The organism is Pseudomonas sp. 2FG, assembly GCF_005502935.1.
GTDB lineage: Bacteria > Pseudomonadota > Gammaproteobacteria > Pseudomonadales > Pseudomonadaceae > Aquipseudomonas.
The window spans coordinates 40,285-63,630 of record NZ_SCMP01000017.1 but is presented as its reverse complement, the minus strand read 5'-3'; the positions used below and the strand labels follow the sequence as shown (position 1 = coordinate 63,630).

The window sequence follows — 23,346 nt, the reverse complement described above, 5'->3', positions numbered from 1 at the left end:
CGGCTTAGGCCGCCTTTGTCATGTCTGGAATGGGCTAGTTCATCGACAGAATCGCCAGCCCCAAGGACTGGCGACCATCTCCCAGCGCGCTAACCCGTACCACCTCGACTTCGGCGTCGAGGCCCTTGAGTGAGTTGTGCTCGGAGGCGATATGTACCCGAACCTTCTCCCCCACGCTCACCGCACTCTCGGCTTCCAGCTGTATACCGGTGCTAGACAGGTCGAGGCACAGTGCGGGGATGTCCTGGCCGGCGTGCTGCAAAGTGACGGATGCTTCCAGTTGCATGCGAATGTAGTCGCGTTTCTCAGTGTCAGCATGATCGCTTTGGCTCATTGACCCGCTCCTCTGGTTTTATAGGCTTCTTATAACCTTCGCCTATTTAAGCTGTAAAGGCGCCTGACGACGATCGGCCTAAGCTTGAATCGATGAACGGATGGGAGTACCGTCTGCGCCTTGAAGTGCTCTGCGAGTACACGCGTCCCGGCTTATCGGCCTGACGTTTATGCCAACTCTCCCTGGCGCCGTTTGCCTGGTACCCCATGCACAATTCCAGTGCCTCGCTGCTGATTATTGATGACGACGAAGTAGTGCGCGCGAGCCTCGCGGCCTATTTGGAAGACAGTGGCTTCAGCGTTCTGCAAGCGAGTAATGGCTTGCAGGGACTGCAGGTCTTCGAGCAGGAAAAACCCGATCTGGTGATTTGCGATCTGCGCATGCCGCAGGTCGACGGCTTAGAGCTGATCCGCCGCATCAATGCGCTGGAAGTCGAGACGCCGGTGATCGTGGTCTCCGGTGCCGGCGTGATGAACGACGCAGTCGAAGCTTTGCGCCTTGGCGCCGCCGATTACCTGATCAAGCCTCTAGAAGACCTCGCCGTGCTCGAGCACTCGGTGCGCCGTGCGCTGGATCGTTCGCACCTGCGGCAGGAAAACCGCCGCTATCGCGAGAAGCTCGAGGTGGCTAACCGCGAGCTGCAGGCCAGTCTGCACCTGTTGCAAGAGGATCAGAACGCCGGGCGGCAGGTGCAGATGAACATGCTGCCGGTGACGCCCTGGGCGGTCGATGGTCTGCAATTCGCCCATCAGATCATTCCTTCGCTGTACCTGTCGGGTGATTTCGTCGACTACTTCCGTCTCGATGATCGGCGCATCGCCTTCTATCTGGCCGATGTGTCCGGGCACGGCGCTTCCTCGGCGTTCATCACCGTGCTGCTGAAATTCATGACCACCCGGTTGCTGTACGAGTCGCGCCGCGGCGGCATGCTGCCGGAGTTCAAACCTTCGGATGTGCTCGGCCATATCAACCGCGGGCTGATCAACTGCAAATTGGGCAAGCACGTGACCATGCTCGGCGGGGTGATCGATGAGCAGAGCGGTCAGCTGACGTACAGCATTGGCGGTCATCTGCCGCTGCCTGTGCTGTATAGCCAGGGTGCGGCGCACTATCTCGATGGGCGTGGTCTGCCGGTGGGCTTATTCAATGAAGCGACCTACACCGACCATGTATTGGAACTGCCTGAGTCATTCAGTTTGACCTTGCTCTCGGACGGCATTTTGGACCTTTTGCCGGGCGATACACTCAAAGAAAAGGAAGCACTGTTACCGCAATTGGTATGCACGGCGGGCGGCAGCCTGGATGGCCTACGCCAGGTGCTTGGGCTGGCCAATCTAAGTGATATGCCAGATGATATTGCCTTGCTGGTGTTAAGCAGGAACCTTGCATGAGTACCGCTGCATGAGTACCGGGAGAATTCAATTCGCCGAGCAGAACGGCACCTTCGTTCTCAAGTTTGTCGGTGAAGTGCGCCTGACCCTCTGTTCAGCGCTGGATGCCACGATTGAAAAAATCTTCACTGCGCTGAATTTTTCGGCGATCGTCATTGACCTGACGGAGACGCGCAGTATCGACAGCACTACGCTGGGGCTGCTGGCCAAGCTGTCGATCCTCTCGCGGCAGAAGATCGGCCTGCTGCCTACGGTGGTGACGACTCATCCGGATATCACCCGGTTGTTGCAGTCGATGGGCTTCGATCAGGTGTTCAATATTGTCGATCGCCCCGTTCCATGCCCGGAGAGCCTGACTGACTTGCCGTCGCAGGATCAATCGGAAGAGGTGGTGAAGGCCAAGGTGCTGGAAGCTCACCGTATTCTGATGGGGCTGAATGACTCCAATCGCGAAGCCTTCCACGATCTGGTCAACGCGCTCGAGCGCAGCTGACTAAGCGCACCCCTAAATCCATATGACAGCGCGCGATGCCTTATGGGCCTCGCGCGCTGTGCGTTCTAGCCTTTGGCGGCGAGCAGGGCTTCGAGTTTCTCCTGGTCGCGGGCGAACAGGCGGATGCCTTCGGCCAGTTTCTCGGTGGCCATCGGCTCTTCATTCAGTGCCCAGCGGAAGCGGCCTTGATCGAATGCCTGGCGTGCTTCGCCAGGGTTGCCGGCGGCCAGTTTGCGTTCCAGCGGGCTCTGGTCGTCCGCCAGTTGTTGCAGCAATTCGGGGCTGATGGTCAGGCGGTCGCAGCCGGCCAATTGCTCGATCTGCCCCAGATTGCGGAAGCTCGCGCCCATGACCACGGTGCTGTAGCCGTTGGCTTTGTAGTAGTTATAAATCCGCGTGACCGAGCGCACGCCGGGGTCATCCGCGCCGACAAAGTCGCGGCCTTCGGCTTTCTTGTGCCAGTCGTAGATGCGTCCGACGAAGGGCGAGATCAGGAAGATGCCGGCGTCGGCGCACGCGGCGGCCTGGGCAAAGGCGAACAACAGGGTCAGGTTGGTCTGGATGCCTGCGCGCTCCAACTGTTCGGCCGCGCGGATACCTTCCCAGGTGGCGGCGATCTTGATCAGCACCCGTTCGCGGCCGATGCCGGCCTGCTCATACAGGCCAATCAGCCGTTCGGCGCGCCGCAGGGTCGCCTGAGTGTCGAATGACAGGCGTGCATCGACTTCGGTGGAGATCCGCCCCGGGATCACCTCGAGAATGCCCTGACCGACGGCGACCGCAAAACGATCGCAGGCCAGCCCCAGATCGCCGCCACAGCCGGCTACCGCGTTATTCAATAGCTCGGCATAGCCAGGCATGGCGGCGGCCTTGAGCAGTAGCGAGGGGTTGGTGGTGGCGTCTACCGGCTTGAGGCGGGCGATGGCGTCGATGTCGCCGGTGTCGGCGACCACGGTGGTGAACTGCTTGAGTTGATCCAGCTTGGAGGTCATGGCAAAGCCTTGTCGTGGCGGATGCTATGACCTTACCCGAGCCGTCGAAGCCACTCAACGGCTGCTTAATGCCATTACTCCCAGTCCAATCCAGCTCAGCTCAGGTCAGGTCAGGCCTGTGGCTGCCAGCCACCGCCGAGCGCCTTGTAAATGGCGACTATGCCACGGTAGACCTCGACTTCAGCCTGGGCCTGGGCGTTTTCGGCGGCCGGGCGCCCCGGCCATCCGTGCCCGCCACAAGGACATGATCTGCGAGGCGGTGATTCGCTATATCCGCGCCCGACCGCCTGAGTAGCTAGTGCGTCAGACTCAATCGCGTGGCTGGCGATTGACTGCCTGGGCGGCCTTCAGCACGTCCGCGCCTATCGCCGCTTCGAACTGCTGCCACACCGGGCGCATGGCGCTGCGCCAGGCTGCGCGTTCCTCGGCGCTGAGGCCGATCAGCTGGCTGCTGCCGGAGGCCAGGATGCGTTCGCGGTCGGCGCGGTTGAGCGTTTCGGCCTGGAGGTTAACGGCCAGGCTGACCTCGTCGATGATCGTCTCCAGCTCGACCCGAACGCTGTGCGGAAGGCCGTACCAAAAGCGCGGGTTGCTCACCAGCATATAGTCGAGCACCCCGTGGTTGGTCTCGGTGATATAGGGCTGCACGCTGTGCAGCCGCTGGCTGTAGAGGTTCGACCAGGGATTCTCCGCGCCTTGCACCTGGCCGCTTTGCAGGGCCTTGAACACCTCGGCGAAAGCCAGTTTGCGCGGGCTGGCGCCGAGCTGGGCGAACTGCGCTTCGAGCACCGTCGAGGCTTGGATGCGAAAGCTCAGGCCGGCGGCATCCGTCGGCAGGCGCAAGGCGCGGGTGGCCGAGAGCTGCTTCATGCCGTTGTGCCAATAGGCCAGGCCGACGATGTTCTGCCGCTCCATCGAGCGCAGCAGTTGGCGGCCCTTGGCGCGCTTCTGGAAGCGGTTGACCGCCTCCAGGTCGTCGAACAGGAACGGCAGATCGAACACCTGCAACTGCCGGGTGTACTGCTCGAACTTGGCCAGCGACGGCGCCAGCAACTGCACCTCGCCGTTACGCAGGGCTTGCAGCTCGTCGGCATCGCCATACAGGCTGGAGTTGGAATAAACCTCGACCCGCACCTGGCCGGGCAGGCGCTCCTCGGCCAGCTTCTTGAACAACAGCGCGCCCTGGCCCTTGGGCGTGCCGTCGGCCACCACGTGGGAAAACTTGATCAGGATGGGGGCGCCGGCCTGCGCGTCCTGGGCGCTGGTAGAGGTTAAGGCCAGGGCACAGGCGGCCACGGCGAACAGCGACTTGAGCATACATATTCCTTTCTTGTTATGGGGCAGTTAGCGCGGCGGGGTTCATCGCGGAACACCGGCTGCGGCCTGGCTCAGGCCTGGAAGCGGGCTGGCCGGCCAAGGCAGAAGCGGCCGGCGCCTATAGCCGCGCTTGTTCGTTCGGGACGGAGCCGGCTGTCTAACGCAATGCCTGTGCCAATCGCCTAGTGATGAGCACGGCCGTGCTCCAGCGCAGAACTGACGGGGGTGGGGGAGGCAGAAATGGCGAATTCTCGCCATTTCCAAGGGGCAGTCAGCGGATTACCGCCTCTGTTTAAGCCTGGCCGCGACGCCTACAGGCCGGCCTGAAGGACAGTTGAGCGCCCCCGCGGAACAGAAAAAGGCCCCGCGGCAAGGAGCGGAGCCGCGGGACCGGGGAGCGTGAGGACGCAACGCAATGAGTTAGGCTTGAGGTTGCCAGCCACCGCCTAGGGCCTTGTAGATGGCGACTATGCCGCGGTACAGCTCGACTTCCGCCTGGGCCTGGGCGTCTTCGGCGGCCAGGCGTTCGCGTTCGGCGTCGAGCAGCACCAGGAAATCCACCGTGCCCTCGCGATAGCGAATCGACGCCTGCTCGGCCGCGGCGCGGCTGGCCTCACTTTGGCGCAGCAGCGAGATCAGGCGTTCCTGGCGTTTGCCGTAATCACTGAAAGCGTTCTCCGACTCTTCCAGGGCCAACAGCACCTGCTGTTCGTAACTGGCCAGGGCGCCATCGGCGTCTGCTTCGGCACCGCGCAGGCGCGCTCGTACACTGCCGAGATCGAAGGCCGCCCAACTGATGGTCGGCGCCACGCCCCAGGCGCGCGCCGCCGAGGAGCCCAGCTGCGAGCCACGCCCGGCGGTAAAGCCGAGGAAGCCTGCGACGTTGACCCGTGGGAACAGATCGGCGGTGGCCACCCCGACATTCGCGGTCGCCGCCGCCAGTTGGCGTTCGGCGACATGCACGTCGGGCCGCCGGCGCAGCAGCTCCGCCGGGTCGCCAATCGGCAGGGCCTTGGCAATGGCCGGCAGTTCACGCGGGCTGAGGTCGACCCGCAACTCTTCCGGGCGTTGGCCGAGCAGGGTGGCGATGCGGTTCTTGGCGCGCACTTCCTGGGCCTGCAACTGCGGCACACTGGCCTCGGTAGCCGCCAGGCGACCATCGGCCCGTAGTACATCGAGTTCGTTGCCAACGCCGGCATCGCGCAGGCGTTCGGTAAGGTCGCGGGACTCCTGCTGGTTCTTCAGGTTGCTGCGGGCGATCCGCTCCCGTAGCTGGGCGCCACGCAGTTCGCCGTAGGCGTCCACCAGTTCGGCGATCAGGCTGACCTGTAACTGATAGAGCTCGGCTTCGGCGACTTCCTGTTCGGCATCGCTGGCTTCCAGCTGGCGCTGGATACGGCCGAACAGGTCAATTTCCCAAAGCATGTCCAGACCGAGGTCGTAGCGCTCGTGGTTTACCCGTCGCTCGGTAACGCCCGGTTGCTGGGCCTTGCCGTGCTCGCTGCTGGCGCGGCTGGTGACCCTGGGCAGGCGCTCGTTGGCGACATCGTCACGGATCGCCCGCGCCGCCTGCAGGCGGGCGAAGGCGACACGCAGCTCACGGTTCTCGCGCAGTGATTGCGCCACCAACTGGTTCAGCGTCGGGTCTTCGAACTGCTGCCACCAGCTGACCTCGAATGTGCTGCGGTCGTAGTCGCCCTGTTCGGTGGCGCTGATTTTTGCCGGCTCAGTATCCGGGGTCTGGTAGTCCGGGCCCACGCTGCAGGCGCTTAGGGCGAGGGCCAGCAGGGCAGGAGTGAAGGCTTTGAAACTCATGCTCTTGCCTCCAGCAGGGCGACCTTGCGGGTTTCCCGGCGCTCCACGAACCCACGGATCAGGACATAGAACACCGGCGTCAGCAGCAGGCCGAAGAAGGTCACCCCGAGCATCCCGGAGAACACCGCGACACCCATGGCATGGCGCATCTCCGCACCGGCACCGCTGGAGAACACCAGCGGCACCACGCCCATGATGAAAGCGAAGGAGGTCATCAGGATCGGCCGCAGACGCAGGCGGCAGGCTTCCAGCACTGCAGCCAGAGGGCCGAGACCTTCCTCCTGCTTGTCCTTGGCGAACTCGACGATCAGGATCGCGTTCTTACAGGCCAGCCCCACCAGTACGATCAAGCCGATCTGGGTGAAGATGTTGTTATCGCCACCGGAAACGATCACCCCGGTAATGGCCGACAGCAGGGTCATCGGCACGATCAGAATCACCGCCAGCGGCAGGCTCCAGCTCTCGTACTGCGCCGCCAGCACCAGGAAGGCCAGCAGTACGCAGAGCGGGAACACGAACAGTGCGGTATTGCCGGAAAGGATCTGCTGGTAGGTCAACTCGGTCCATTCGAAGCTCATGCCGTTGGGCAGTTCTTCCTTGAGCAGTTTTTCCATCGCCGCCTCGGCCTGGCCGGAGCTGTAGCCGGGTGCCGCGCCGCCGTTGATTTCCGCGGTGATAAAGCCGTTGTAGTGCATCACCCGGTCCGGGCCCGAGGTATCGCTGACCTTGACGAAAGTCGACAGCGGCACCATCTCGCCACGGTTGTTGCGCACCTTCAACTGGCCGATCTGCTCGGGTTCGAGGCGGAACTGCTGCTCGGCCTGGACGTTGACCTGATAGGTGCGACCAAAGCGGTTGAAGTCGTTGGCATACAGCGAGCCCAGGTAGACCTGCATAGTGTCGAAGATGTCGGTGATCGCCACGCCGTGGGTCTTGGCCTTTTCCCGGTCGATGGCGGCATCGACTTGAGGTACGTTGACCTGATAGCTGGTGAACAACCCGGCCAGTTCCGGCACGCTCTGGCTTTTGGCGATGATGTTCTGGGTTTCCTTGTACAGCTCCTCATAACCCAGACCACCACGGTCTTCGATCTGCAGGCGGAAGCCGCCGATGGTCCCCAGGCCTTGTACCGGTGGTGGCGGGAAGATCGCGATATAGGCGTCTTCGATACCGGCGAACTTGGCATTCAAGGCCGCCGCGATGGCACCCGCGGACTCGCTTGGGTCGGTACGTTCATCGAACGGCTTCAACGGGGTGAAGACAATGCCGCTGTTGGGGCTGTTGGTGAAACCGTTGATCGACAGGCCGGGAAAGGCCACCGAGTTGGCGACGCCAGGCTGCTGCAGGGCGATCTCGGACATTTTCTTGATCACCGCCTCCGTGCGGTCCAGGCTCGCCGCATCCGGCAATTGGGCGAAGGCCACCAGGTATTGCTTGTCTTGCGGCGGTACGAAGCCGGTTGGCGTAGTGGCGAAGCCGAAATAGGTCAGCACCATCAAGCCGGCGTAGAGCAGAAGGGCAATGCCGCTGCTACGGATAACGCGGGTAACGGTGCCGACATAACCATGGCTGGCGCGGTCGAAGAAGCGGTTGAAGGGGCGGAACAGCCAGCCACCGAACAGCGCGTCGAGGAATTTCGAGAAGCGATCCTTGGGCGCATCGTGGCTCTTGAGCAACACGGCAGCCAGAGCTGGCGACAGGGTCAGGGAGTTGAAGGCCGAGATCACCGTGGAAATCGCGATGGTCAGGGCGAATTGTTTGTAGAACTGCCCGGTCAACCCGGAAATGAACGCCGCCGGAATGAACACCGCACAGAGCACCAGCGCCGTGGCGATGATCGGTCCGGTCACTTCACGCATGGCGCGTTTGGTGGCCTCGACCGGGGTCAGGCCCAGGCCGATATTACGCTCGACGTTTTCCACCACCACTATGGCGTCGTCCACCACTATGCCGATGGCCAGCACCAGGCCGAACAGCGACAGCGCATTGAGCGAGAAGCCGAACAGATGCATCACCGCGAAGGTGCCGATCAGCGAGACCGGTACGGCCACCAGCGGAATGATCGAGGCGCGCCAGGTCTGCAGGAACAGAATGACCACCAGGACCACCAGCAGCAGGGCTTCGAACAGGGTGTGAACCACGGCTTCGATGGAACCACGCACGAAGATGGTCGGGTCATAGACGATCTCGAAGTCCATGCCTTCCGGGAAGCCCTGCTTGAGCTCGGCCATCTTGTCGCGCACTTCATTGGAGATTTCGATGGCGTTCGAGCCAGGGCGCTGGAAGATCGGAATCGCTACCGCCGGCTGGTTGTTGAGCAACGAACGCAAGGCGTACTGGCTGGAGCCCAGTTCAACCCGCGCGATGTCCTTCAGGCGCGTGATCTCGCCATTTTCGCCGGCGCGGATGATGATGTTTTCGAACTGCTCTTCGCTGACCAGACGGCCCTGGGTGTTGATCGACAGCTGGAAACTGGTGGCGCTAGGCGAGGGTGGGGCGCCCAATTGCCCGGCGGCTACTTGACGGTTCTGCTCGCGGATGGCGCTGACCACGTCCGTCGCGGTGAGATTGCGCGAGGCGGTCTTGTTCGGATCGAGCCAGACCCGCAGCGAGTAGTCGCCCATACCGAACAGCTGCACATCACCGACACCGCCCAGTCGCGCCAGCTCGTCCTTGATATTGAGCAAGGCGTAGTTGGACAGGTAGAGCATGTCGTAGCGTTGGTCCGGCGAGGTCAAGTGCACGACCATGGTCAGGTCGGGCGAGGCCTTGTCCACGGTGATCCCGATCCGCGTGACTTCTTCCGGCAGCTTGGGCTGCGTCCTGGTGACCCGGTTCTGCACCTGCACCTGGGCATTGTCCAGATCGGTGCCGAGGGCAAAGGTGATGGTCAGGGTGATCTTGCCGTCGGCGGTGGATTGCGAGGACATGTAGAGCATGTTCTCGACCCCGGTGATCGCCTGTTCCAGCGGCGCGGCCACGGTTTCGCCGATGACCTTGGGGTTGGCGCCGGGGAAGTTGGCACGCACGACCACGGTAGGCGGCACGACTTCCGGGTATTCGCTGATCGGCAGCTGGAACAGCGAGATCGCGCCGCCGATCAGGATCAGCAGCGATAGCACGGCGGCGAAGATCGGCCGCTGGATGAAGAATTGCGAGAAATTCATCGGAGTCGTCCCTTAGCCGCGTGGATCAGAGGAGTGGGCGTCGGACTTCTGCACAACCCGTGGCGGGTTGGCGGCTTCCACGGCCTTGCGTTGTTCGGCCAGGGCGGCGACTGTCGCTGCGCTGGCCATCGGAATGTCCTGCGGCTCCACGGCCATGCCTGGACGGGTACGCTGTAGGCCCTTGACCACGATGCGTTCATCCTTGGCCAGGCCGCTGCGGACGATGCGCAGGCCTTCGAGCTTGGGACCCAGTTCGACATTGCGATAACTGACGCGGTTGTCCGCACCCAGGACCAGCACGAACTTCTTGCCCAGGTCGGTACCCACGGCTTCATCGTTGATCAGCACGGCGGCATAGGTCGCGCTGCCGACCAGCTTCAGACGGGCGTAGAGCCCCGGGGTAAAGCGGCCATCGCTGTTGTCGAACACGGCGCGACCACGGATGGTGCCGGTCTTGGGGTTGACCTGGTTGTCGACGAAGTCCATCTGCCCGAGGTGCGGGTGGCCGTCTTCATCGCTCAGGCCGAGGTAGACCGGGCTGCTCTGGCCGCGCTGGCCCTGGCGGGCGAGGTCGTTGTACTTGAGGAAGACCCGCTCATCGGCATCGAAGTAGGCGTAGACCCTATCGGTCGATACCAGGCTGGTGAGCAGGGTCTGCCCGGCGTTGACCAGGTTGCCGGCGGTGATCTCGGCACGGCTGACGCGACCATCGATAGGCGCAATGACCCGAGTGAAACTCAGATTCAGCCGTGCGGCTTCCAGCTTCGCCTGAATCGCGGCGACTCCGGCGCGGGCTTCGAGGGCGGCACTGGCACGGGCATCGGCCAATTCGGCGGAGATGGCATTGCTGGCGCGTAGACGTTCGCCGCGGCGGGCCTCGTTCTCGGTGCGCCCAAGGTTGGCGCGTACTTGTTGCAGCTGAGCCTCGAGGCCACGTACCTCGGCTTCGAAGGGGCGCGGATCGATCTGGAACAGCAGGTCGCCTTTGTTCACCAGCGAACCTTCGGTGAAGGCTACCTGGTCGATATAGCCGGACACGCGTGGGCGGATATCCACGGCTTGCGGCGCTTCGAGGCGGCCGGTGAGCTCGTCCCACTCGTTGATCGGTTGTTGCAGGACCTGGGCCACGCTGACTTTGGCGGCGGGCAGTGCACTGGTCGCTTCCGGGGCTTTGCCGCACGCGCTGATCACTACCAGGGCAAGTGCCGCCAGGGGCACGCGCAAGGCCTTGAATGACTGTTCCATGTGTGTCTCCGCCAATCGGTTTTCTGAATGGGCGGAGTGTGCTGCGGGGCAGGCGGGACGGCGAATCGAACGAGCTAAAGATGACTATCAGCGGGAATGATGATTCAGCACGGGAGGCCTCTATTGCAGGCTATCCGGGTCGCCAAAGAACATCTGGATGCGTGAGCGCAGCCAGCGTTCGGCGGGGTCGTTGTCCTGTGCGCCGCGCCAGGCCATGGATAATTCGAACGAAGGGCTTTCCATGGGCGTGTCCTCGGCGCGCACACCGCCGGCGGCGGTCAGGGCTGCGGCGGTGTAGTCCGGCACTATGGCGACCAGATCGGTGCCGGCCAGCAGCGTGCCCAGGCCATTGAATTGCGGTACGGCCAGCACCACTTTGCGTGAGCGGCCGATCTTCGCCAGCTCCTCATCGATAAAACCATTCAGGTCACCCGCGAACGACACCAGCACGTGCGGGCGGGCGCAGTAGTCGTCGAGGCTCAGGCGCCCGGGTGCGGAATCCGCCCGCAGCAGTTTGGGCTGGCTGCGGCGCAAGGTCCTGCGCTTGGCATTGGCCGGGAGTTCCTCGGTGTAACTGACGCCTACGGAGATTTCCCCGGAGGCCAGCAAATTCGGCATCAGCAGGTAGTTGGCGCGACGTACCACCAGCACCACGCCTGGTGCTTCGGCACGGATACGGCGCAGCAGCAGCGGCAGCAGGCCGAACTCGACATCGTCCGACAGGCCGATGCGAAACACTGCGGTGCTGGTGCCCGGGTCGAACTCCGAGGCGCGGCTGACGGCGGTGGAGATCGAGTCCAGCGCCGGTGACAGCAGGCCGAAGATTTCCTGGGCGCGGGCGGTCGGCTCCATGCTGCGGCCGGTGCGGACGAATAGCGGGTCGTCGAACAGGCTGCGCAACCGCGCCAGGGCGGCACTGATCGCCGGCTGGCCGAGGAACAGTTTTTCCGCCGCCCGCGTCACACTGCGCTCGTGCATCAGTGTCTCGAAGACGATCAGCAGGTTCAGGTCAACGCGGCGCAGGTCGTTACGATTCATTCGACGGCTCTCAAAAATCCCTTGCGCATGAGGCTGAAGGGCTGCGCCGTTGGCGTCAAGTCGCCGCATCATTGGCATTTATGTCGACTATCGATAGCCGCGGGTGGTTTTGCCGGCGAAGCCCCGATAAAGTCCAGGTCATAGGGATCCCTATGCGAGGTGAGCGATGTCCCGCGTGATTCGTTTCCATCAGTTCGGCCCGGCCGAAGTGCTCAAGCTGGAACAACAACCCACCGCACAACCCGCGGCGGGTGAGGTGTTGCTGCGTGTCGAGGCTATCAGCGTCAGCTGGTACGACGTGTTGTGGCGGCAGAACCTGGCGCCCTCCCAGGCGCATTTGCCGGCTGGGCTGGGGCAAGAGTTGGCCGGCGTAGTCCTGGCGCTCGGCGCGGGTGTGGATGACCTGGCCGTGGGTGACAAGGTGGCCAGCTTCCCGGCCCACAGCCCCAATCAATACCCGGGCTATGGCGATGAGGTGCTGTTGCCGCGCAGCTCATTGACCCGCTATCCGGAACTGTTGACCCCGATTGAAGCCAGCGGGCATTACACGCCGCTGCTGATCGCCTATTTCGCCTACGTCGATCTGGCCAACATTAAAGCCGGGCAAACCGTGCTGGTGACGGACGCCGCGCACTGTGCCGGGCCGGCCTTCGTGCAGTTGGGCAAGGCCCTGGGCGCGCGGATCATCGCGGCGAGCAAAGACCCGGAGGATCGTGAGCAACTGCTGGCCCTCGGCGCCGAGAAAGTCATAGTCACCGAAGAGCAGGACCTGGTGACGCAAATCGGCAAGTACACCGATGGGCGTGGCGTCGACGTGGTCCTGGACGGCCTGGGTGGCCCGCAGATGTGCCTGCTCGGCGATGTGCTGGCGCCGCGTGGGCGGCTGGTGCTCTACGGTCTGCAGGGTGGTAATCAGACGCCCTTCCCGGCCTGTGCGGCGTTCCAGAAGAACATCCAGTTCTTCGTCCACTGCCTGGGTAACTTCACCGGTAAGCCGGAGCTGGGCATTCCCCAGGATCAGCCGGCGCTGGAGCGCGCCCTGAACGCATTGAACCAGCTGACCCGTGATCGCGTGCTGCTGCCACGGATCGAGCGGGTGTTCCCCTTCACTGAGTTCGTCGAGGCCCATCGCTATATGGAAGGCTGCCCGAAACATGGGCGGGTGGTGCTGCAAGTCGCCGAGTAAAACCCAGCTGCTGTCGGCTAGCGGCCCCTGAGCAAATCGGCTGCCTGGTCGAGCAGTGCCAGTGGGTTGGCCGCTTTATGAATGTCGACGGACAGCAACTGCCGGAAACGTCGCGCTCCCGGAAAGCCCTGACCCAGACCCAGCACATGCCGGGTGATATGGTGCATGGCGCCAGCGTCGGCCAGATGCTCTTCGATATACGGCCGCAGCAGCTCTAGCGCGCCAACCCGGCTGACGACCGGGGCCGTACTGCCGAACAGTCGTTGATCGACCTCGGCCAGCAGATAAGGGTTGTGATAAGCCTCGCGGCCGAGCATCACCCCGTCGAACGTCTGCAGGTGCTCCTGGCATTCCTCGAGGGTCTTGATGCCGCCGTTGAGAATGATCTCCAGGTCCGGGAAGTCCTGCTTGAGCTGCGCCGCCACGTCGTAACGCAGCGGTGGAACCTCACGGTTTTCCTTCGGTGACAGGCCGGCGAGGATGGCAATTCGGGCATGCACGGTAAAACTCCGGCAGCCCGCCTCACGCACCTGGCCGACGAAGTCGCAGAGTTCGGCGTAGCTATCACGGCCGTCGATGCCGATCCGGTGCTTGACCGTTACCGGGGTCGAGACCGCATTGCGCATGGCTTTCACACAATCGGCTACCAGCCCCGGATGGGCCATCAAGCAGGCGCCGATCATATTGTTCTGCACCCTATCGCTCGGGCAGCCGACATTCAGGTTGACCTCGTCATAACCCGCTTCCTCGGCCAGCCGCGCACAGGCCGCCAACTCGGCCGGCACACTGCCACCGAGCTGCAGGGCTAGCGGGTACTCGGCTTCGGTATGGCGCAGAAAACGCTCGTGATCACCGCGCAGCAAGGCGCCCGTCGTGACCATCTCGGTGTACAGCAGGGCATGCCGCGACAGCAGGCGCAGGAAGAACCGGCAATGCCGATCGGTCCAATCCATCATCGGCGCCACGGAGAAGCGGCGGGAGGGCTCGGGGTGTGTGGTTGGCGCGGTATTTAGGGGCATTGGGTCAGTCTGTTGTGAAGCGGTTTTGGCCGGGCGAAAAGGCTTCGGCGTAGAAATCGTTTGGTGCTGGGTATGAAATGAACGCGTGTGACCTGAAGGAGCAAGTTTATCAGGAACGCTGCGGGCTTGAGGGGGTGGAGTGTTGGGGGCGGGAAGCCAGCCAGGAGTAACCTCTTCATCTCGCGGACAGCCATTGCCGCGGGGCCTCCAGCGGTTAGCTCTGCCACTGAACTGCGAGATGGTTGGCTCGAGACCAGCTTGTGAGCGTCGAGCCCGCCATCCATGCCGTTGTTACTTCACTGCCTTAATGGACGCGATCATGGCGTTCACGCCCTCGGCACGAAACCCGAACGCCACTCGATCTCCCATCTTCAGTCCCTCCAGATGCTCCGCCGTTGTTGTGAAGACCATGGGCATGCCGTCCATCTTCATACCCGGCATGTCCTCGGCCTGGACGGGAAGAGATAGTGCAACGACTGCACTGGCAGCGGCGACCAGGGTTTTCCTCATACGGTTTTTCCTTGGCGGTTGGTGGATGCAGCGGGGAGGTGCCGACGGCGCATCAAGCGATAGGCCGCGGGAATGACGAACAGCGACAGCAGGGGCGCGGTGACCATGCCACCGACCATCGGTGCGGCGATCCGGCTCATCACCTCGCTGCCGGTGCCGCTGCCCCAGAGGATGGGTAGCAGGCCGGCGATGATCACCGCCACCGTCATGGCCTTGGGCCGCACGCGCTGCACGGCGCCTTCGCGAATCGCGGCCACCAGTCCACGCTCGGTGCTGTCGCCGCTGTCTTCACGTTCGGCCCAGGCGTTCTTCAGGTAGAGCAGCATGATCACGCCGAACTCGGCCGCCACCCCGGCCAGGGCGATGAAACCGACTCCGGTGGCCACCGACAGGTTGAAGCCCAGCAGGTAGAGGAACCACACCCCACCGGTGAGGGCGAACGGCAGGGTGGCCATGATCAAACAGGCCTCGTCGAAGCGGGCGAAGCACAGGTAGAGCAGCACGAAGATGATCAGCAGGGTGGCCGGCACCACCAGCTTGAGGCGGGCATTGGCCCGCTCGAGAAACTCGAACTGCCCCGAATAGCTCAGGCTCATTCCCGGCTGCAGCTTGACCTGCTCGCCGACGACCCGGCGCAGGTCGGCCACCACCGAGGCGATATCCCGGCCACGCACATCGATATACACCCAGCCGGAAGGCCGGGCGTTCTCGCTTTTCAACATCGGCGGCCCATCGCTGACCTTGATCTTCGCCACAGTGCCCAGGGTGATCTGGCTCCCCTGCGAGGTGTAGATCGGCAGTTGCTCCAGGGCGCCGAGCGAGTCGCGCCACTCACGGGGATAGCGCACGTTGATCGGGAAGCGCGCCAGCCCTTCGATGGTCTCCCCGACGTTTTCACCACCGATGGCGCTGGCCACAATCGACTGCACATCGGCGATATTGAGCCCGTAACGCGCGGCGGCCTGCCGGTCGATGTCTACATCGATATAGCGCCCGCCAGTAAGACGCTCGGCCAGGGCCGAACTGACGCCAGAAACGGTCTTGGCCGCGCGCTCGACTGCCTGGGTGATCTGGTCGATCTCCATCAGGTTGGTGCCGGCGACCTTCACCCCGATCGGGCTCTTGATCCCGGTGGCGAGCATATCGATGCGGTTACGGATCGGCGGAATCCAGATATTGGTCAACCCCGGCACCTTGACCACCCGATCCAGTTCCTCCACCAACTGCTCCTGGGTCAAGCCGGGTCGCCATTGCTCGCGGGGTTTGAACTGGATGGTGGTTTCGAACATCTCCAGCGGCGCCGGGTCGGTGGCGGTTTCGGCGCGTCCGGCTTTGCCGAACACGTGCTCGACTTCCGGTACCGTCTTGATCAGCCGGTCGGTCAGCTGCAGCAGTTGTGCGGCCTTCTGCGCCGACAGCCCGGGCAGGGCCGAGGGCATGTAGAGCAGGTCGCCCTCATCCAGCGGCGGCAGGAATTCGCCGCCCAACTGGGAGATCGGCCACAGCGCGCTGAGAAAAACTAGCACCGCGGCCAGCAGGGTGACCTTGGGCCGGCGCAGCACCGCGTCGAGGGCTGGTTGATAGAGCCTGATCAACCAACGGTTCAGCGGGTTCTGTGCTTCATTGGGAATCCGTCCGCGAATCCAGTAGCCCATCAGCACCGGCACCAGGGTCACCGACAGCCCGGCCGCCGCCGCCATGGCATAGGTCTTGGTGAAGGCCAGCGGACCGAACAGGCGGCCCTCCTGGGCTTCAAGGGTGAACACCGGGATGAACGACAGGGTGATGATCAAGAGGCAGAAGAACAGCGCCGGACCGACCTCGGCCGCGGCTTCGGTCATCACCTGCCAGTGATGCTCGCCCTGCAACTCTTCCCCTGGATGGGCCGCGTGCCAGGCCTCGACCTTCTTGTGGGCGTTCTCGATCATCACCACGGCGGCGTCGACCATGGCGCCGATGGCGATGGCGATCCCGCCGAGGGACATGATGTTGGCGTTGATCCCTTGGTAACGCATGACGATGAACGCGATGAGGATGCCAATCGGCAGCGAGATGATCGCGACGAGCGAGGATCGCAGGTGCCAGAGGAAGACCGCACAGACCAAGGCGACCACGATGAATTCCTCGAACAGCTTGTGGCTGAGGTTTTCCACGGCGCGGTCGATCAGCTTGCTGCGGTCGTAGGTGGTGACGATTTCCACCCCGGCCGGCAGGCTGCGCTTCAGTTCGTCGAGCTTGGCCTTGACCGCGGCGATGGTCTCGCGGGCGTTCTTGCCGCTGCGCAGAATCACCACCCCGCCGACCGTCTCGCCTTCGCCGTCGAGTTCGGTAATGCCGCGGCGCATCTCCGGCCCCAGTTGGATGGTCGCCACGTCGCCGAGGGTCACCGGCACGCCGCCGGCACCGAGCTTGAGGGGAATTGCGCGGAAGTCATTCAGCGTCTTCAGGTAGCCGGAAGCGCGCACCATGAACTCGGCCTCGGCCAGCTCCAGCACGGCGCCACCGGTTTCCTGGTTGGCCCGCCCTATGGCTTCGACCACCTCGGCCTGGGTGATGCCCAGGCTGGCCAGCCTGAGCGGATCGAGGACCACCTGGTACTGCTTGACCATGCCGCCGACGGTGGCCACTTCCGCGACATTCGCCAGGGTCTTCAGCTCGAACTTGAGAAACCAGTCCTGCAGCGCGCGCAGCTGCGCCAGGTCGTGCCCGCCGCTGCGGTCCACCAGGGCGTACTGGTAGATCCAGCCCACGCCGGTGGCATCCGGCCCCAGGGCCGGCTTGGCGCCGGCCGGCAGGCGGCTCTGCACTTGGCTCAGGTATTCCAGCACCCGCGAGCGCGCCCAGTAGAGGTCGGTACCGTCCTCGAACAGCACATAGACGAAGCTGTCGCCGAAGAAGGAGAAGCCGCGCACCGTCTTCGCCCCCGGCACCGAGAGCATGGTGGTGGCCAGCGGATAGGTAACCTGGTTTTCGACTATCTGCGGCGCCTGGCCCGGATAGGGGGTGCGGATGATCACCTGCACGTCGGAGAGGTCCGGCAGTGCATCGATAGGCGTGCTCTGCACCGACCAGACACCCCAGGCCGTGACGAACAGGGTGGCCAGCAGCACCAGGAAACGGTTGGCCACCGACCAGCGGATCAGGGCTGCGATCATGGCCGGTTCTCCCGCTGTTCGGGCGTGGCTGGCGGCAGGAGGCCCTTGAGGCTAGCCTCGGAATCCAGCAGGAACTGGCCGGAGGCGACCACCTGCTGGCCTTCCTCTAGACCTTGCAGCACCACCGTCTTGTCTTCGCTTTCGCGCCCTAGCTGTACTTCGACCGGGCGGTAGCGCCCGCCGTCTTCGGCGAGCATCACCAAGGCACGGCGGCCGGTGCGGATGACCGCCTCGCTCGGCACCCACAACAGGCTTTGTTCAGTCGACCGGTTCAGGCGCACCTGGGCGCTCATGCCGGGGCGCAGGCGGCCGTCGGGGTTGGGCAGTTCGACCCGCACGCGAACCGTGCGGCTGTCCGGATTCGTCTCAGGCAGAACGGCGCTGACCGTGCCACCGAGCACTGCCCCTGGGAAGGCCGGCAGGCGTGCCTCGACCGCCTGGCCAATGGCAATGGTCCCGGCCTCGGCCTCGGGAACGGCCACCGCGAGCCAGACGCTACTCAAGCCGTTGACCCGGGCCAGGGTGTCGCCGGTCGCCACGGTCATGCCGGCCCGCACATCCAGCTCCTGCAACACACCAGCAATGGGGCTGGTGAGGGTCAGGATCGGCCGGGTCTTGCCGCTGCGCTCCACCTGGGCGATCAGCGCCGCCGGCATGCCGGTGAGGCGCAGGCGCTGGCGTGCCGCCGTGAGCAAACCGGCGTCGCCAGTGCGCTTGAGCGCGAGGAACTCCTCCTGGGCGGCGGCCCATTCCGGCACCAACAGGTCGGCCAGCGCTGCATTGGCCGTCAGCACATCGCCTGGCGCGCGGGCATAGACGCGCTCGACGAAACCGGCGGTACGCGCCTGGATAACGGCGACATCCCGTTCGTTGAACGCCAGCACGCCGACCACCTCCAGGTTGCTGGCGAGGGCTCCACGGCTGACTGTGGCCAGGCGCAGACCGAGGTTCTGGGTCAGGCTGGGGTCGATGCTGACCGCTGCGCTATCCGCTGCTGCATCGGCGTATTGAGGCACCAGTTGCATGTCCATGAAGGGCGATTTGCCCGGCTGGTCGAACTTCTGCTGCGGGTACATCGGGTCGTACCAGTAGAGCACCGGGCGCTGGTCTTGCGCGCTGGCGCCCGGTTCGGCGGCCGCGCCGGGCATTCCATCCATGCGCTGCTGAGCGAACCAGTAGCCGCCGGCAACGCCGAGGGTGGCCGCCAAGCCAGCCAACAACGCCCCTTTCCAGATCTGCGCAGTCATTGGTTAACCTCCCCATAAGTGAAATACAGCCGGGCGCCGGTCAGGGCCCGCTGCTCTTCGAAGTCGATATGTTTGAGGCGCGCCTCGATCAGCTCGCGACGGGCGGCGATGACGGCCGCCAGGTCGCCTGTGCCGGCGCGGTAGCTGGCCATGCTCAGTTCCACCTTTTCCTGGGCCAGGGGTATCAGGCTGTCCTGGCTGCGGCGCACGGCGCGGTTCAGGCGCTGGTATTCGGCCAGGTCATCTTCCAGTTGCTGGGCATGCTCGCGGGCGAGGACTTCGCGCTCGGCCGCAAGCGCGTTCAGCTCGGCATGTTTGGCGGCGATCTTGGGGTTCTGCCGGGAGCCGGGAAATAGCGGCAGATCGAAGCTGAGCTGCACGCTCATCATGTCGCCGAACTCGCGGCCGCGGCGCTGGTAGTCGAGCTCCCAGCTCCAGTCGGAGGTCTTCTCCGCCACCGCCTCGTGCACCTTGGCTTGCGCCTCGCGGGTCATTGGTTCGTAGGCCGTCAGCGCGGGGTGGTGTTGCAGCTTATGGGCATAACCTGAGGCATCGATGGGCCACTCCGGCAAGCTGCCGGCCAGCGGCTCATCGGCGGCCGGGCCGATCCAGCGCCTGAGTGCGGCGCGGGCCTGCGCGCGCAAACGGATCAGTTCGTCCTGTTGCTCATCCAGTAGGGCCGCCTCCTGCTTCGGCGTCACGGCATCGGCGGCCTGTGCACGGCCGCCGGCGATCTGCGCGCGGACGCTATCGGCCAGCAGGCGATTCTCGCGGAAGAAGTTCTGGAACAGCGCCTGTTTGCGCTCCACCGAGTAGCTGCTGATCCAGGCCAGGGCGGTGGCCTGACGGACGTTCAGGCGTTCCACCCGGCTTTCGGCCGTTGCTCGGTCGACGGCCGCCTCGGCCACCTCGATGCGCGCCCGGCGCTTGTCGCGGTTGGGCACCTCCTGCATGACTCCGACCATCTGCATGGTCATGAAGTCCTGGTCGATACTCCAGCGCTCGGGACCGCCGATGGGGTAGTTCTGCACGCCCAGCAGTAACTTCGGATCGGGTAATTCGCCGGCCGGGATGGCGGCACTGCTGGCGGCTTGCAGCTTGGCCGCCTGGGCGCTCAGTGAAGGGGCATTGTCTTCGGCCAGCCGCAAGGCTTCATCGAGTGTCAGCGGGGCGGCCTGGCTCGGCAATGCCAGCACGGTTGCCACCAGGGCAGCCACGGCGGACCACCCGGTGCAATAGCGTTTGGAGTTCATGTTCTGGATTCCTGTGATTATTCGCTGCGCGCAACGCGGACGCGCGCGCAGGCCAGTCCACCCGCCGAGGCGCGAAGGACATCAGTGTCGAACAGGAATCAAACGCGGGGAGGTCGCCACACCCCGGACGGGGTCCGGACAGGCAGGAAGTCGCTGGAGAGGGACAGCACGAGAGGACTGGCCAAGCGGGTGGCAGGCTTCACGATCGACACCTGCAGCAAACTGCCGCTCTTGCATTCCTGACCGGGCTTGCAGAGCTTGCCATGACCGGAGGGACTGCCCATATCCTGGCAACAGTCCTGCCCCGCATCCGTACTGGTTTCAGGCGCCATCTTCGCCATGCCCGCAGTTTTCATCGGGCAAGGTTCTGTCGCTGCTGCGAGGCCCGCCATCCCGCTGAGGGGGAGCGCCAGGCTGATCAGGAAGATGAGGCAAAACCGCAGGGAGCGTTTCATGCGGGGGAGTTTAGTCGCTGGTTACGGGCCGGACAATTACTGATCCGTAAGGAAGAACCCGTATGGATGTGTTCGTGGATCAAGCGGTTGTCCTCGCCTCAAGCAAAGCGTTCGTAGTAGCGGATCATCCGGGCGGACAAACCGCCTTCACTTGCCGCTTCACCGATGTTCATTTACGCCTTCCGCTCGCTGAGTCACCGAGTCAGCCCAGCTCTCGCCGTGCCGGCTGCCAACGTTTCAGCAGCAAGGCGTAAGTGACCACCGAGACGCTGGACAACGCCATCGCCGCGCCGGCCACCACCGGATTCAAAAGTCCCATCGCCGCCAGCGGAATGCCGACCAGGTTGTAGACGAAGGCCCAGAACAGGCTCTTCAGAATCCGCCCGTAGGTTTGCCGGGACAGTGCCAACGCATCCGCCACCAGCGCCGGATCGCCGCGCATCAGGGTGATACCCGCGGTGTGCATCGCCACGTCGGAGCCGGTCGACATGGCGATGCCGACGTCGGCCGCCGCCAGTGCCGGCGCATCGTTGATGCCATCGCCGACCATCGCCACTACCGCGCCATCGGCCTTCAGCGCTTGCACCACGGCCGCCTTATCGCCCGGCAGCACCTCGGCGCGCACCTCGTCGAGGCCGAGCAGTCTGGCCACGCTAGCGGCCGCCCCCTGGTTGTCGCCGGTGATCATCACGGTGCGGATGCCCAGTTCGTGCAAGCGCGCCACAGCCTGCCGTGCGGAAGGCTTCAGCACATCACCGAAGGCGATCAGGCCCAACAGCACCGGTTGTTCTGTCACGTCGGCAAGCCAGGACAGGCTATTGCCGGCCTGGGCCAGCGCCGCCGCGGACGCCGCGAGCGGCGACAGATCCACGCCGAGTTCCTGCATCAACCGCGTGCTGCCCAGGCGCAGCTCGCAGCCTGCGACCGAGGCCGCCAGGCCGCGTCCCGGCAGCGCCGTGACCCTGGATGTCGGTAATAAGGTCGCGCCCTCTTGCTGGGCTCTGTCCAGAAGTGCCTGCGCCAGCGGGTGCTCGCTGCCGACCTGCGCCGATGCGGCGAGTTGCAGCAGGCGCACGCTATTGCCATCCGCCGCCTCCAGCGCCGTCACCTGGGGTTTGCCCAGTGTCAGCGTGCCGGTCTTGTCGAAGGCCACTACGCTCACGCGGTGCGCGATCTCCAAGGCTTCCGCGTCCTTGATCAGAATGCCGTGGCGCGCGCCGACACCGGTACCGGCCATGATCACGGTCGGTGTGGCGAGGCCCAGCGCACAGGGGCAGGCGATCACCAGCACCGCCACCGCGTTGATCAGCGGGCCGGCCACCTCGCCGGTCAGCCACCAGCCGATCAGCAGGGTCATGGCCGCGACCACCAGCACCACCGGTACGAAGACGGCGCTGACCCGATCCACCAAACGCTGGATCGGCGCCTTGGCCGCCTGGGCGTTTTCGACCAGCCGGATGATCCGGGCCAGGGTGCTTTCCGCGCCGACCGCTGTGGTCACGATCAGTAGCAAACCTTCGCCATTGATTGCGCCACCGGTGACCGGGTCGCCTTCACCTTTCGCCACCGGCAGGCTCTCGCCGGTCAGCAGCGACTCGTCGAGATGGCTGCGTCCTTCGTGCACCACGCCGTCGGCCGGCACCCGCTCGCCCGGTCGCACCGCCACCAGGTCACCGACTATCAGTGAGCTCGCTGGCACCTCGTACTCCACGTCGTCGCGCCGCACGCGGGCGGTGTCCGGTCGTAGCGCCTGCAGCGCCCGAATGGCGTCCGCGGTATGGTGCTTGGCGCGTGCTTCTAGCCATTTGCCGAGCAAGACCAGGGTAATGACTACCGCGGAAGCCTCGAAATAGAGGTGCGGGACGCCTGGACCGGAATGCGTCGCCAGCAAGTAGGCCGACAGCCCGTAGCCCGCGCTGGTGCCGAGCGCCACCAGCAGGTCCATATTGCCGCTGCCGACGCGCAAGGCCCGCCAGCCGGCCCGATAGAAACGCGCGCCCAGCCAGAACTGCACCGGCGTGGCCAGTAGCAACTGCACCCAGCCTGGCAGGCTCCACCGCGCCCCCAACAACGCGGCGAGCATCTGCGCCACGAGCGGCAAGGACAGCACGGCGGCCACAGCCACCGGCCACCAGTCGCGGTGAGGCGGCGCGGCGGCAGACACCTCGGCTGCCGGCACACTGGCCTCGTAGCCGGCGGCCGCTACCGCCTGGATCAGCGCCGCCAGCGATACCACGCCGGACACCACCCGGACCCGGGCCGCCTCGCTGGCCAGGTTCACCGCGGCCGCCAGCACACCCGGCACCTTCAGCAGGGCCTTTTCGACGCGCCCGACGCACGAGGCACAGGTCATGCCGACGATGGCCAAGTCCAGTTCGTCTTCCTTCACGCGATAGCCCGCGCCCACTATCGCCTGGAGCAGGGGTGCCAGCGCGACGTCGGCATCCACTTCAATAGTGGCCGCTTCGCTGATCAAGTTGACACTGGCGGCAGCAACACCGGGTACTCGGGTCAATGCCTTCTCGACACGTGCCACGCAGGACGCGCAGGTCATGCCGGCTACGCCGAGCGTCCATTGCCGGACTGAACCGGCGGGCAGGGCAGCAGTGGACGTGGGGAGCGCGCTGGTCATCATCAACCTCCGGAAATAGCTCTCTAGCGCAAGGGTGGACCTTGTCATTGGGGCAAGGTCAAGCGTCAACTCGATTGCTGGGCGAGTCCGCGAAGGC

At 64.4% G+C, this 23,346-nt stretch carries 18 protein-coding genes and 1 pseudogene; 3 read left to right on the top strand and 16 right to left on the bottom strand.

Translation table 11 applies throughout. From position 1 onward, the window contains the following. Positions 1-34 precede the first annotated feature (34 nt). Positions 35-334 carry a PilZ domain-containing protein gene (locus FFS13_RS16770; protein WP_137820204.1) on the bottom strand — a complete coding sequence of 100 codons (300 nt, stop codon included), beginning with the start codon at positions 332-334 and terminating at the stop codon, positions 35-37. A gap of 206 nt (positions 335-540) precedes the next feature. Here FFS13_RS16770 and rssB point away from each other — a divergent pair, with 206 nt between their 5' ends. Both rssB and rssC read left to right on the top strand, forming a co-directional pair. Next, positions 541-1,725 carry a two-component system response regulator RssB gene (gene rssB / locus FFS13_RS16765; RefSeq protein WP_137820203.1) on the top strand — a complete coding sequence of 395 codons (1,185 nt, stop codon included), beginning with the start codon at positions 541-543 and terminating at the stop codon, positions 1,723-1,725. Between the two features lie 10 nt (positions 1,726-1,735). Further along, positions 1,736-2,218: an anti-sigma factor antagonist RssC gene (gene rssC / locus FFS13_RS16760; protein WP_119956592.1), complete on the top strand. Its 483-nt coding sequence runs from the start codon at positions 1,736-1,738 to the stop codon at positions 2,216-2,218. Positions 2,219-2,283: 65 nt separating this feature from the next. Here the strand turns inward: rssC and tal are convergent, their stop codons facing one another. The 7 genes and pseudogenes from tal to FFS13_RS16730 form a co-directional block, all read right to left on the bottom strand. Beyond that, the gene (gene tal / locus FFS13_RS16755; protein WP_137820202.1) at positions 2,284-3,210 is read right to left on the bottom strand and encodes a transaldolase; all 927 of its coding nucleotides are present in this window, start codon (positions 3,208-3,210) and stop codon (positions 2,284-2,286) included. 110 nt (positions 3,211-3,320) lie between these two features. Continuing rightward, a pseudogene (locus FFS13_RS20405) lies at positions 3,321-3,419 on the bottom strand (hypothetical protein); the annotation flags it as partial. A gap of 100 nt (positions 3,420-3,519) precedes the next feature. Then, a complete protein-coding gene (locus FFS13_RS16750; protein WP_137820201.1) occupies positions 3,520-4,527 on the bottom strand; it encodes a TRAP transporter substrate-binding protein in 1,008 nt (335 codons plus the stop codon). A gap of 420 nt (positions 4,528-4,947) precedes the next feature. After that, entirely contained in the window at positions 4,948-6,342 is a 1,395-nt protein-coding gene (locus FFS13_RS16745; RefSeq protein WP_137820200.1) for an efflux transporter outer membrane subunit, read from the bottom strand. Then, positions 6,339-9,509, bottom strand: coding sequence for an efflux RND transporter permease subunit (locus FFS13_RS16740; protein ID WP_137820199.1), 3,171 nt, complete (start codon positions 9,507-9,509; stop codon positions 6,339-6,341). Before FFS13_RS16740 ends, FFS13_RS16745 begins: the two co-directional genes overlap by 4 nt. Before the next feature lie 12 nt (positions 9,510-9,521). Continuing rightward, on the bottom strand, positions 9,522-10,754 hold the full coding sequence (mexE, locus tag FFS13_RS16735; protein WP_137820198.1) for a multidrug efflux RND transporter periplasmic adaptor subunit MexE: 1,233 nt from the start codon (positions 10,752-10,754) through the stop codon (positions 9,522-9,524). A 120-nt stretch (positions 10,755-10,874) separates the two neighbouring features. Next, a complete protein-coding gene (locus tag FFS13_RS16730; protein ID WP_137820197.1) occupies positions 10,875-11,792 on the bottom strand; it encodes a LysR substrate-binding domain-containing protein in 918 nt (305 codons plus the stop codon). A gap of 166 nt (positions 11,793-11,958) precedes the next feature. On the opposite strand from FFS13_RS16730, the gene FFS13_RS16725 reads away from it, so the two are divergent. Continuing rightward, positions 11,959-12,978 carry a zinc-dependent alcohol dehydrogenase family protein gene (locus tag FFS13_RS16725; RefSeq protein WP_137820196.1) on the top strand — a complete coding sequence of 340 codons (1,020 nt, stop codon included), beginning with the start codon at positions 11,959-11,961 and terminating at the stop codon, positions 12,976-12,978. Positions 12,979-12,995: 17 nt separating this feature from the next. Here FFS13_RS16725 and dusA read toward each other — a convergent pair whose 3' ends face one another. The 8 genes from dusA to FFS13_RS16685 form a co-directional block, all read right to left on the bottom strand. Continuing rightward, positions 12,996-13,997 (bottom strand): tRNA dihydrouridine(20/20a) synthase DusA, encoded by a 1,002-nt coding sequence (dusA, locus tag FFS13_RS16720; RefSeq protein WP_137820195.1) that lies wholly within the window; start codon positions 13,995-13,997, stop codon positions 12,996-12,998. Between the two features lie 291 nt (positions 13,998-14,288). Further along, positions 14,289-14,507 (bottom strand): copper-binding protein, encoded by a 219-nt coding sequence (locus FFS13_RS16715; protein ID WP_137820194.1) that lies wholly within the window; start codon positions 14,505-14,507, stop codon positions 14,289-14,291. Beyond that, complete coding sequence (locus FFS13_RS16710) at positions 14,504-17,662, bottom strand: efflux RND transporter permease subunit (protein ID WP_137820193.1); 3,159 nt, start codon at positions 17,660-17,662, stop codon at positions 14,504-14,506. Before FFS13_RS16710 ends, FFS13_RS16715 begins: the two co-directional genes overlap by 4 nt. Continuing rightward, entirely contained in the window at positions 17,659-18,909 is a 1,251-nt protein-coding gene (locus tag FFS13_RS16705) for an efflux RND transporter periplasmic adaptor subunit (protein WP_256657934.1), read from the bottom strand. Before FFS13_RS16705 ends, FFS13_RS16710 begins: the two co-directional genes overlap by 4 nt. Next, positions 18,906-20,162 carry a TolC family protein gene (locus FFS13_RS16700; RefSeq protein WP_137820192.1) on the bottom strand — a complete coding sequence of 419 codons (1,257 nt, stop codon included), beginning with the start codon at positions 20,160-20,162 and terminating at the stop codon, positions 18,906-18,908. The genes FFS13_RS16705 and FFS13_RS16700 overlap by 4 nt, the downstream gene beginning before the upstream one ends. A 98-nt stretch (positions 20,163-20,260) precedes the next feature. Then, on the bottom strand, positions 20,261-20,617 hold the full coding sequence (locus tag FFS13_RS20200; RefSeq protein WP_137820191.1) for a hypothetical protein: 357 nt from the start codon (positions 20,615-20,617) through the stop codon (positions 20,261-20,263). A gap of 98 nt (positions 20,618-20,715) precedes the next feature. Further along, complete coding sequence (locus tag FFS13_RS16690; RefSeq protein WP_256657936.1) at positions 20,716-20,790, bottom strand: MerR family DNA-binding transcriptional regulator; 75 nt, start codon at positions 20,788-20,790, stop codon at positions 20,716-20,718. A 29-nt stretch (positions 20,791-20,819) separates the two neighbouring features. Then, a complete protein-coding gene (locus FFS13_RS16685) occupies positions 20,820-23,249 on the bottom strand; it encodes a heavy metal translocating P-type ATPase (protein WP_137820190.1) in 2,430 nt (809 codons plus the stop codon). Positions 23,250-23,346: the final 97 nt, after the last annotated feature.

Bases quoted from the DNA above. Each gene is read 5' to 3' on its own strand.
- FFS13_RS16770 (WP_137820204.1), bottom strand. From the start codon at position 334: ATGAGCCAAAGCGATCATGCTGACACTGAGAAACGCGACTACATTCGC.
- rssB (WP_137820203.1), top strand. From the start codon at position 541: ATGCACAATTCCAGTGCCTCGCTGCTGATTATTGATGACGACGAAGTA.
- rssC (WP_119956592.1), top strand. From the start codon at position 1,736: ATGAGTACCGGGAGAATTCAATTCGCCGAGCAGAACGGCACCTTCGTT.
- tal (WP_137820202.1), bottom strand. From the start codon at position 3,210: ATGACCTCCAAGCTGGATCAACTCAAGCAGTTCACCACCGTGGTCGCC.
- FFS13_RS16750 (WP_137820201.1), bottom strand. From the start codon at position 4,527: ATGCTCAAGTCGCTGTTCGCCGTGGCCGCCTGTGCCCTGGCCTTAACC.
- FFS13_RS16745 (WP_137820200.1), bottom strand. From the start codon at position 6,342: ATGAGTTTCAAAGCCTTCACTCCTGCCCTGCTGGCCCTCGCCCTAAGC.
- FFS13_RS16740 (WP_137820199.1), bottom strand. From the start codon at position 9,509: ATGAATTTCTCGCAATTCTTCATCCAGCGGCCGATCTTCGCCGCCGTG.
- mexE (WP_137820198.1), bottom strand. From the start codon at position 10,754: ATGGAACAGTCATTCAAGGCCTTGCGCGTGCCCCTGGCGGCACTTGCC.
- FFS13_RS16730 (WP_137820197.1), bottom strand. From the start codon at position 11,792: ATGAATCGTAACGACCTGCGCCGCGTTGACCTGAACCTGCTGATCGTC.
- FFS13_RS16725 (WP_137820196.1), top strand. From the start codon at position 11,959: ATGTCCCGCGTGATTCGTTTCCATCAGTTCGGCCCGGCCGAAGTGCTC.
- dusA (WP_137820195.1), bottom strand. From the start codon at position 13,997: ATGCCCCTAAATACCGCGCCAACCACACACCCCGAGCCCTCCCGCCGC.
- FFS13_RS16715 (WP_137820194.1), bottom strand. From the start codon at position 14,507: ATGAGGAAAACCCTGGTCGCCGCTGCCAGTGCAGTCGTTGCACTATCT.
- FFS13_RS16710 (WP_137820193.1), bottom strand. From the start codon at position 17,662: ATGATCGCAGCCCTGATCCGCTGGTCGGTGGCCAACCGTTTCCTGGTG.
- FFS13_RS16705 (WP_256657934.1), bottom strand. From the start codon at position 18,909: ATGACTGCGCAGATCTGGAAAGGGGCGTTGTTGGCTGGCTTGGCGGCC.
- FFS13_RS16700 (WP_137820192.1), bottom strand. From the start codon at position 20,162: ATGAACTCCAAACGCTATTGCACCGGGTGGTCCGCCGTGGCTGCCCTG.
- FFS13_RS20200 (WP_137820191.1), bottom strand. From the start codon at position 20,617: ATGAAACGCTCCCTGCGGTTTTGCCTCATCTTCCTGATCAGCCTGGCG.
- FFS13_RS16685 (WP_137820190.1), bottom strand. From the start codon at position 23,249: ATGACCAGCGCGCTCCCCACGTCCACTGCTGCCCTGCCCGCCGGTTCA.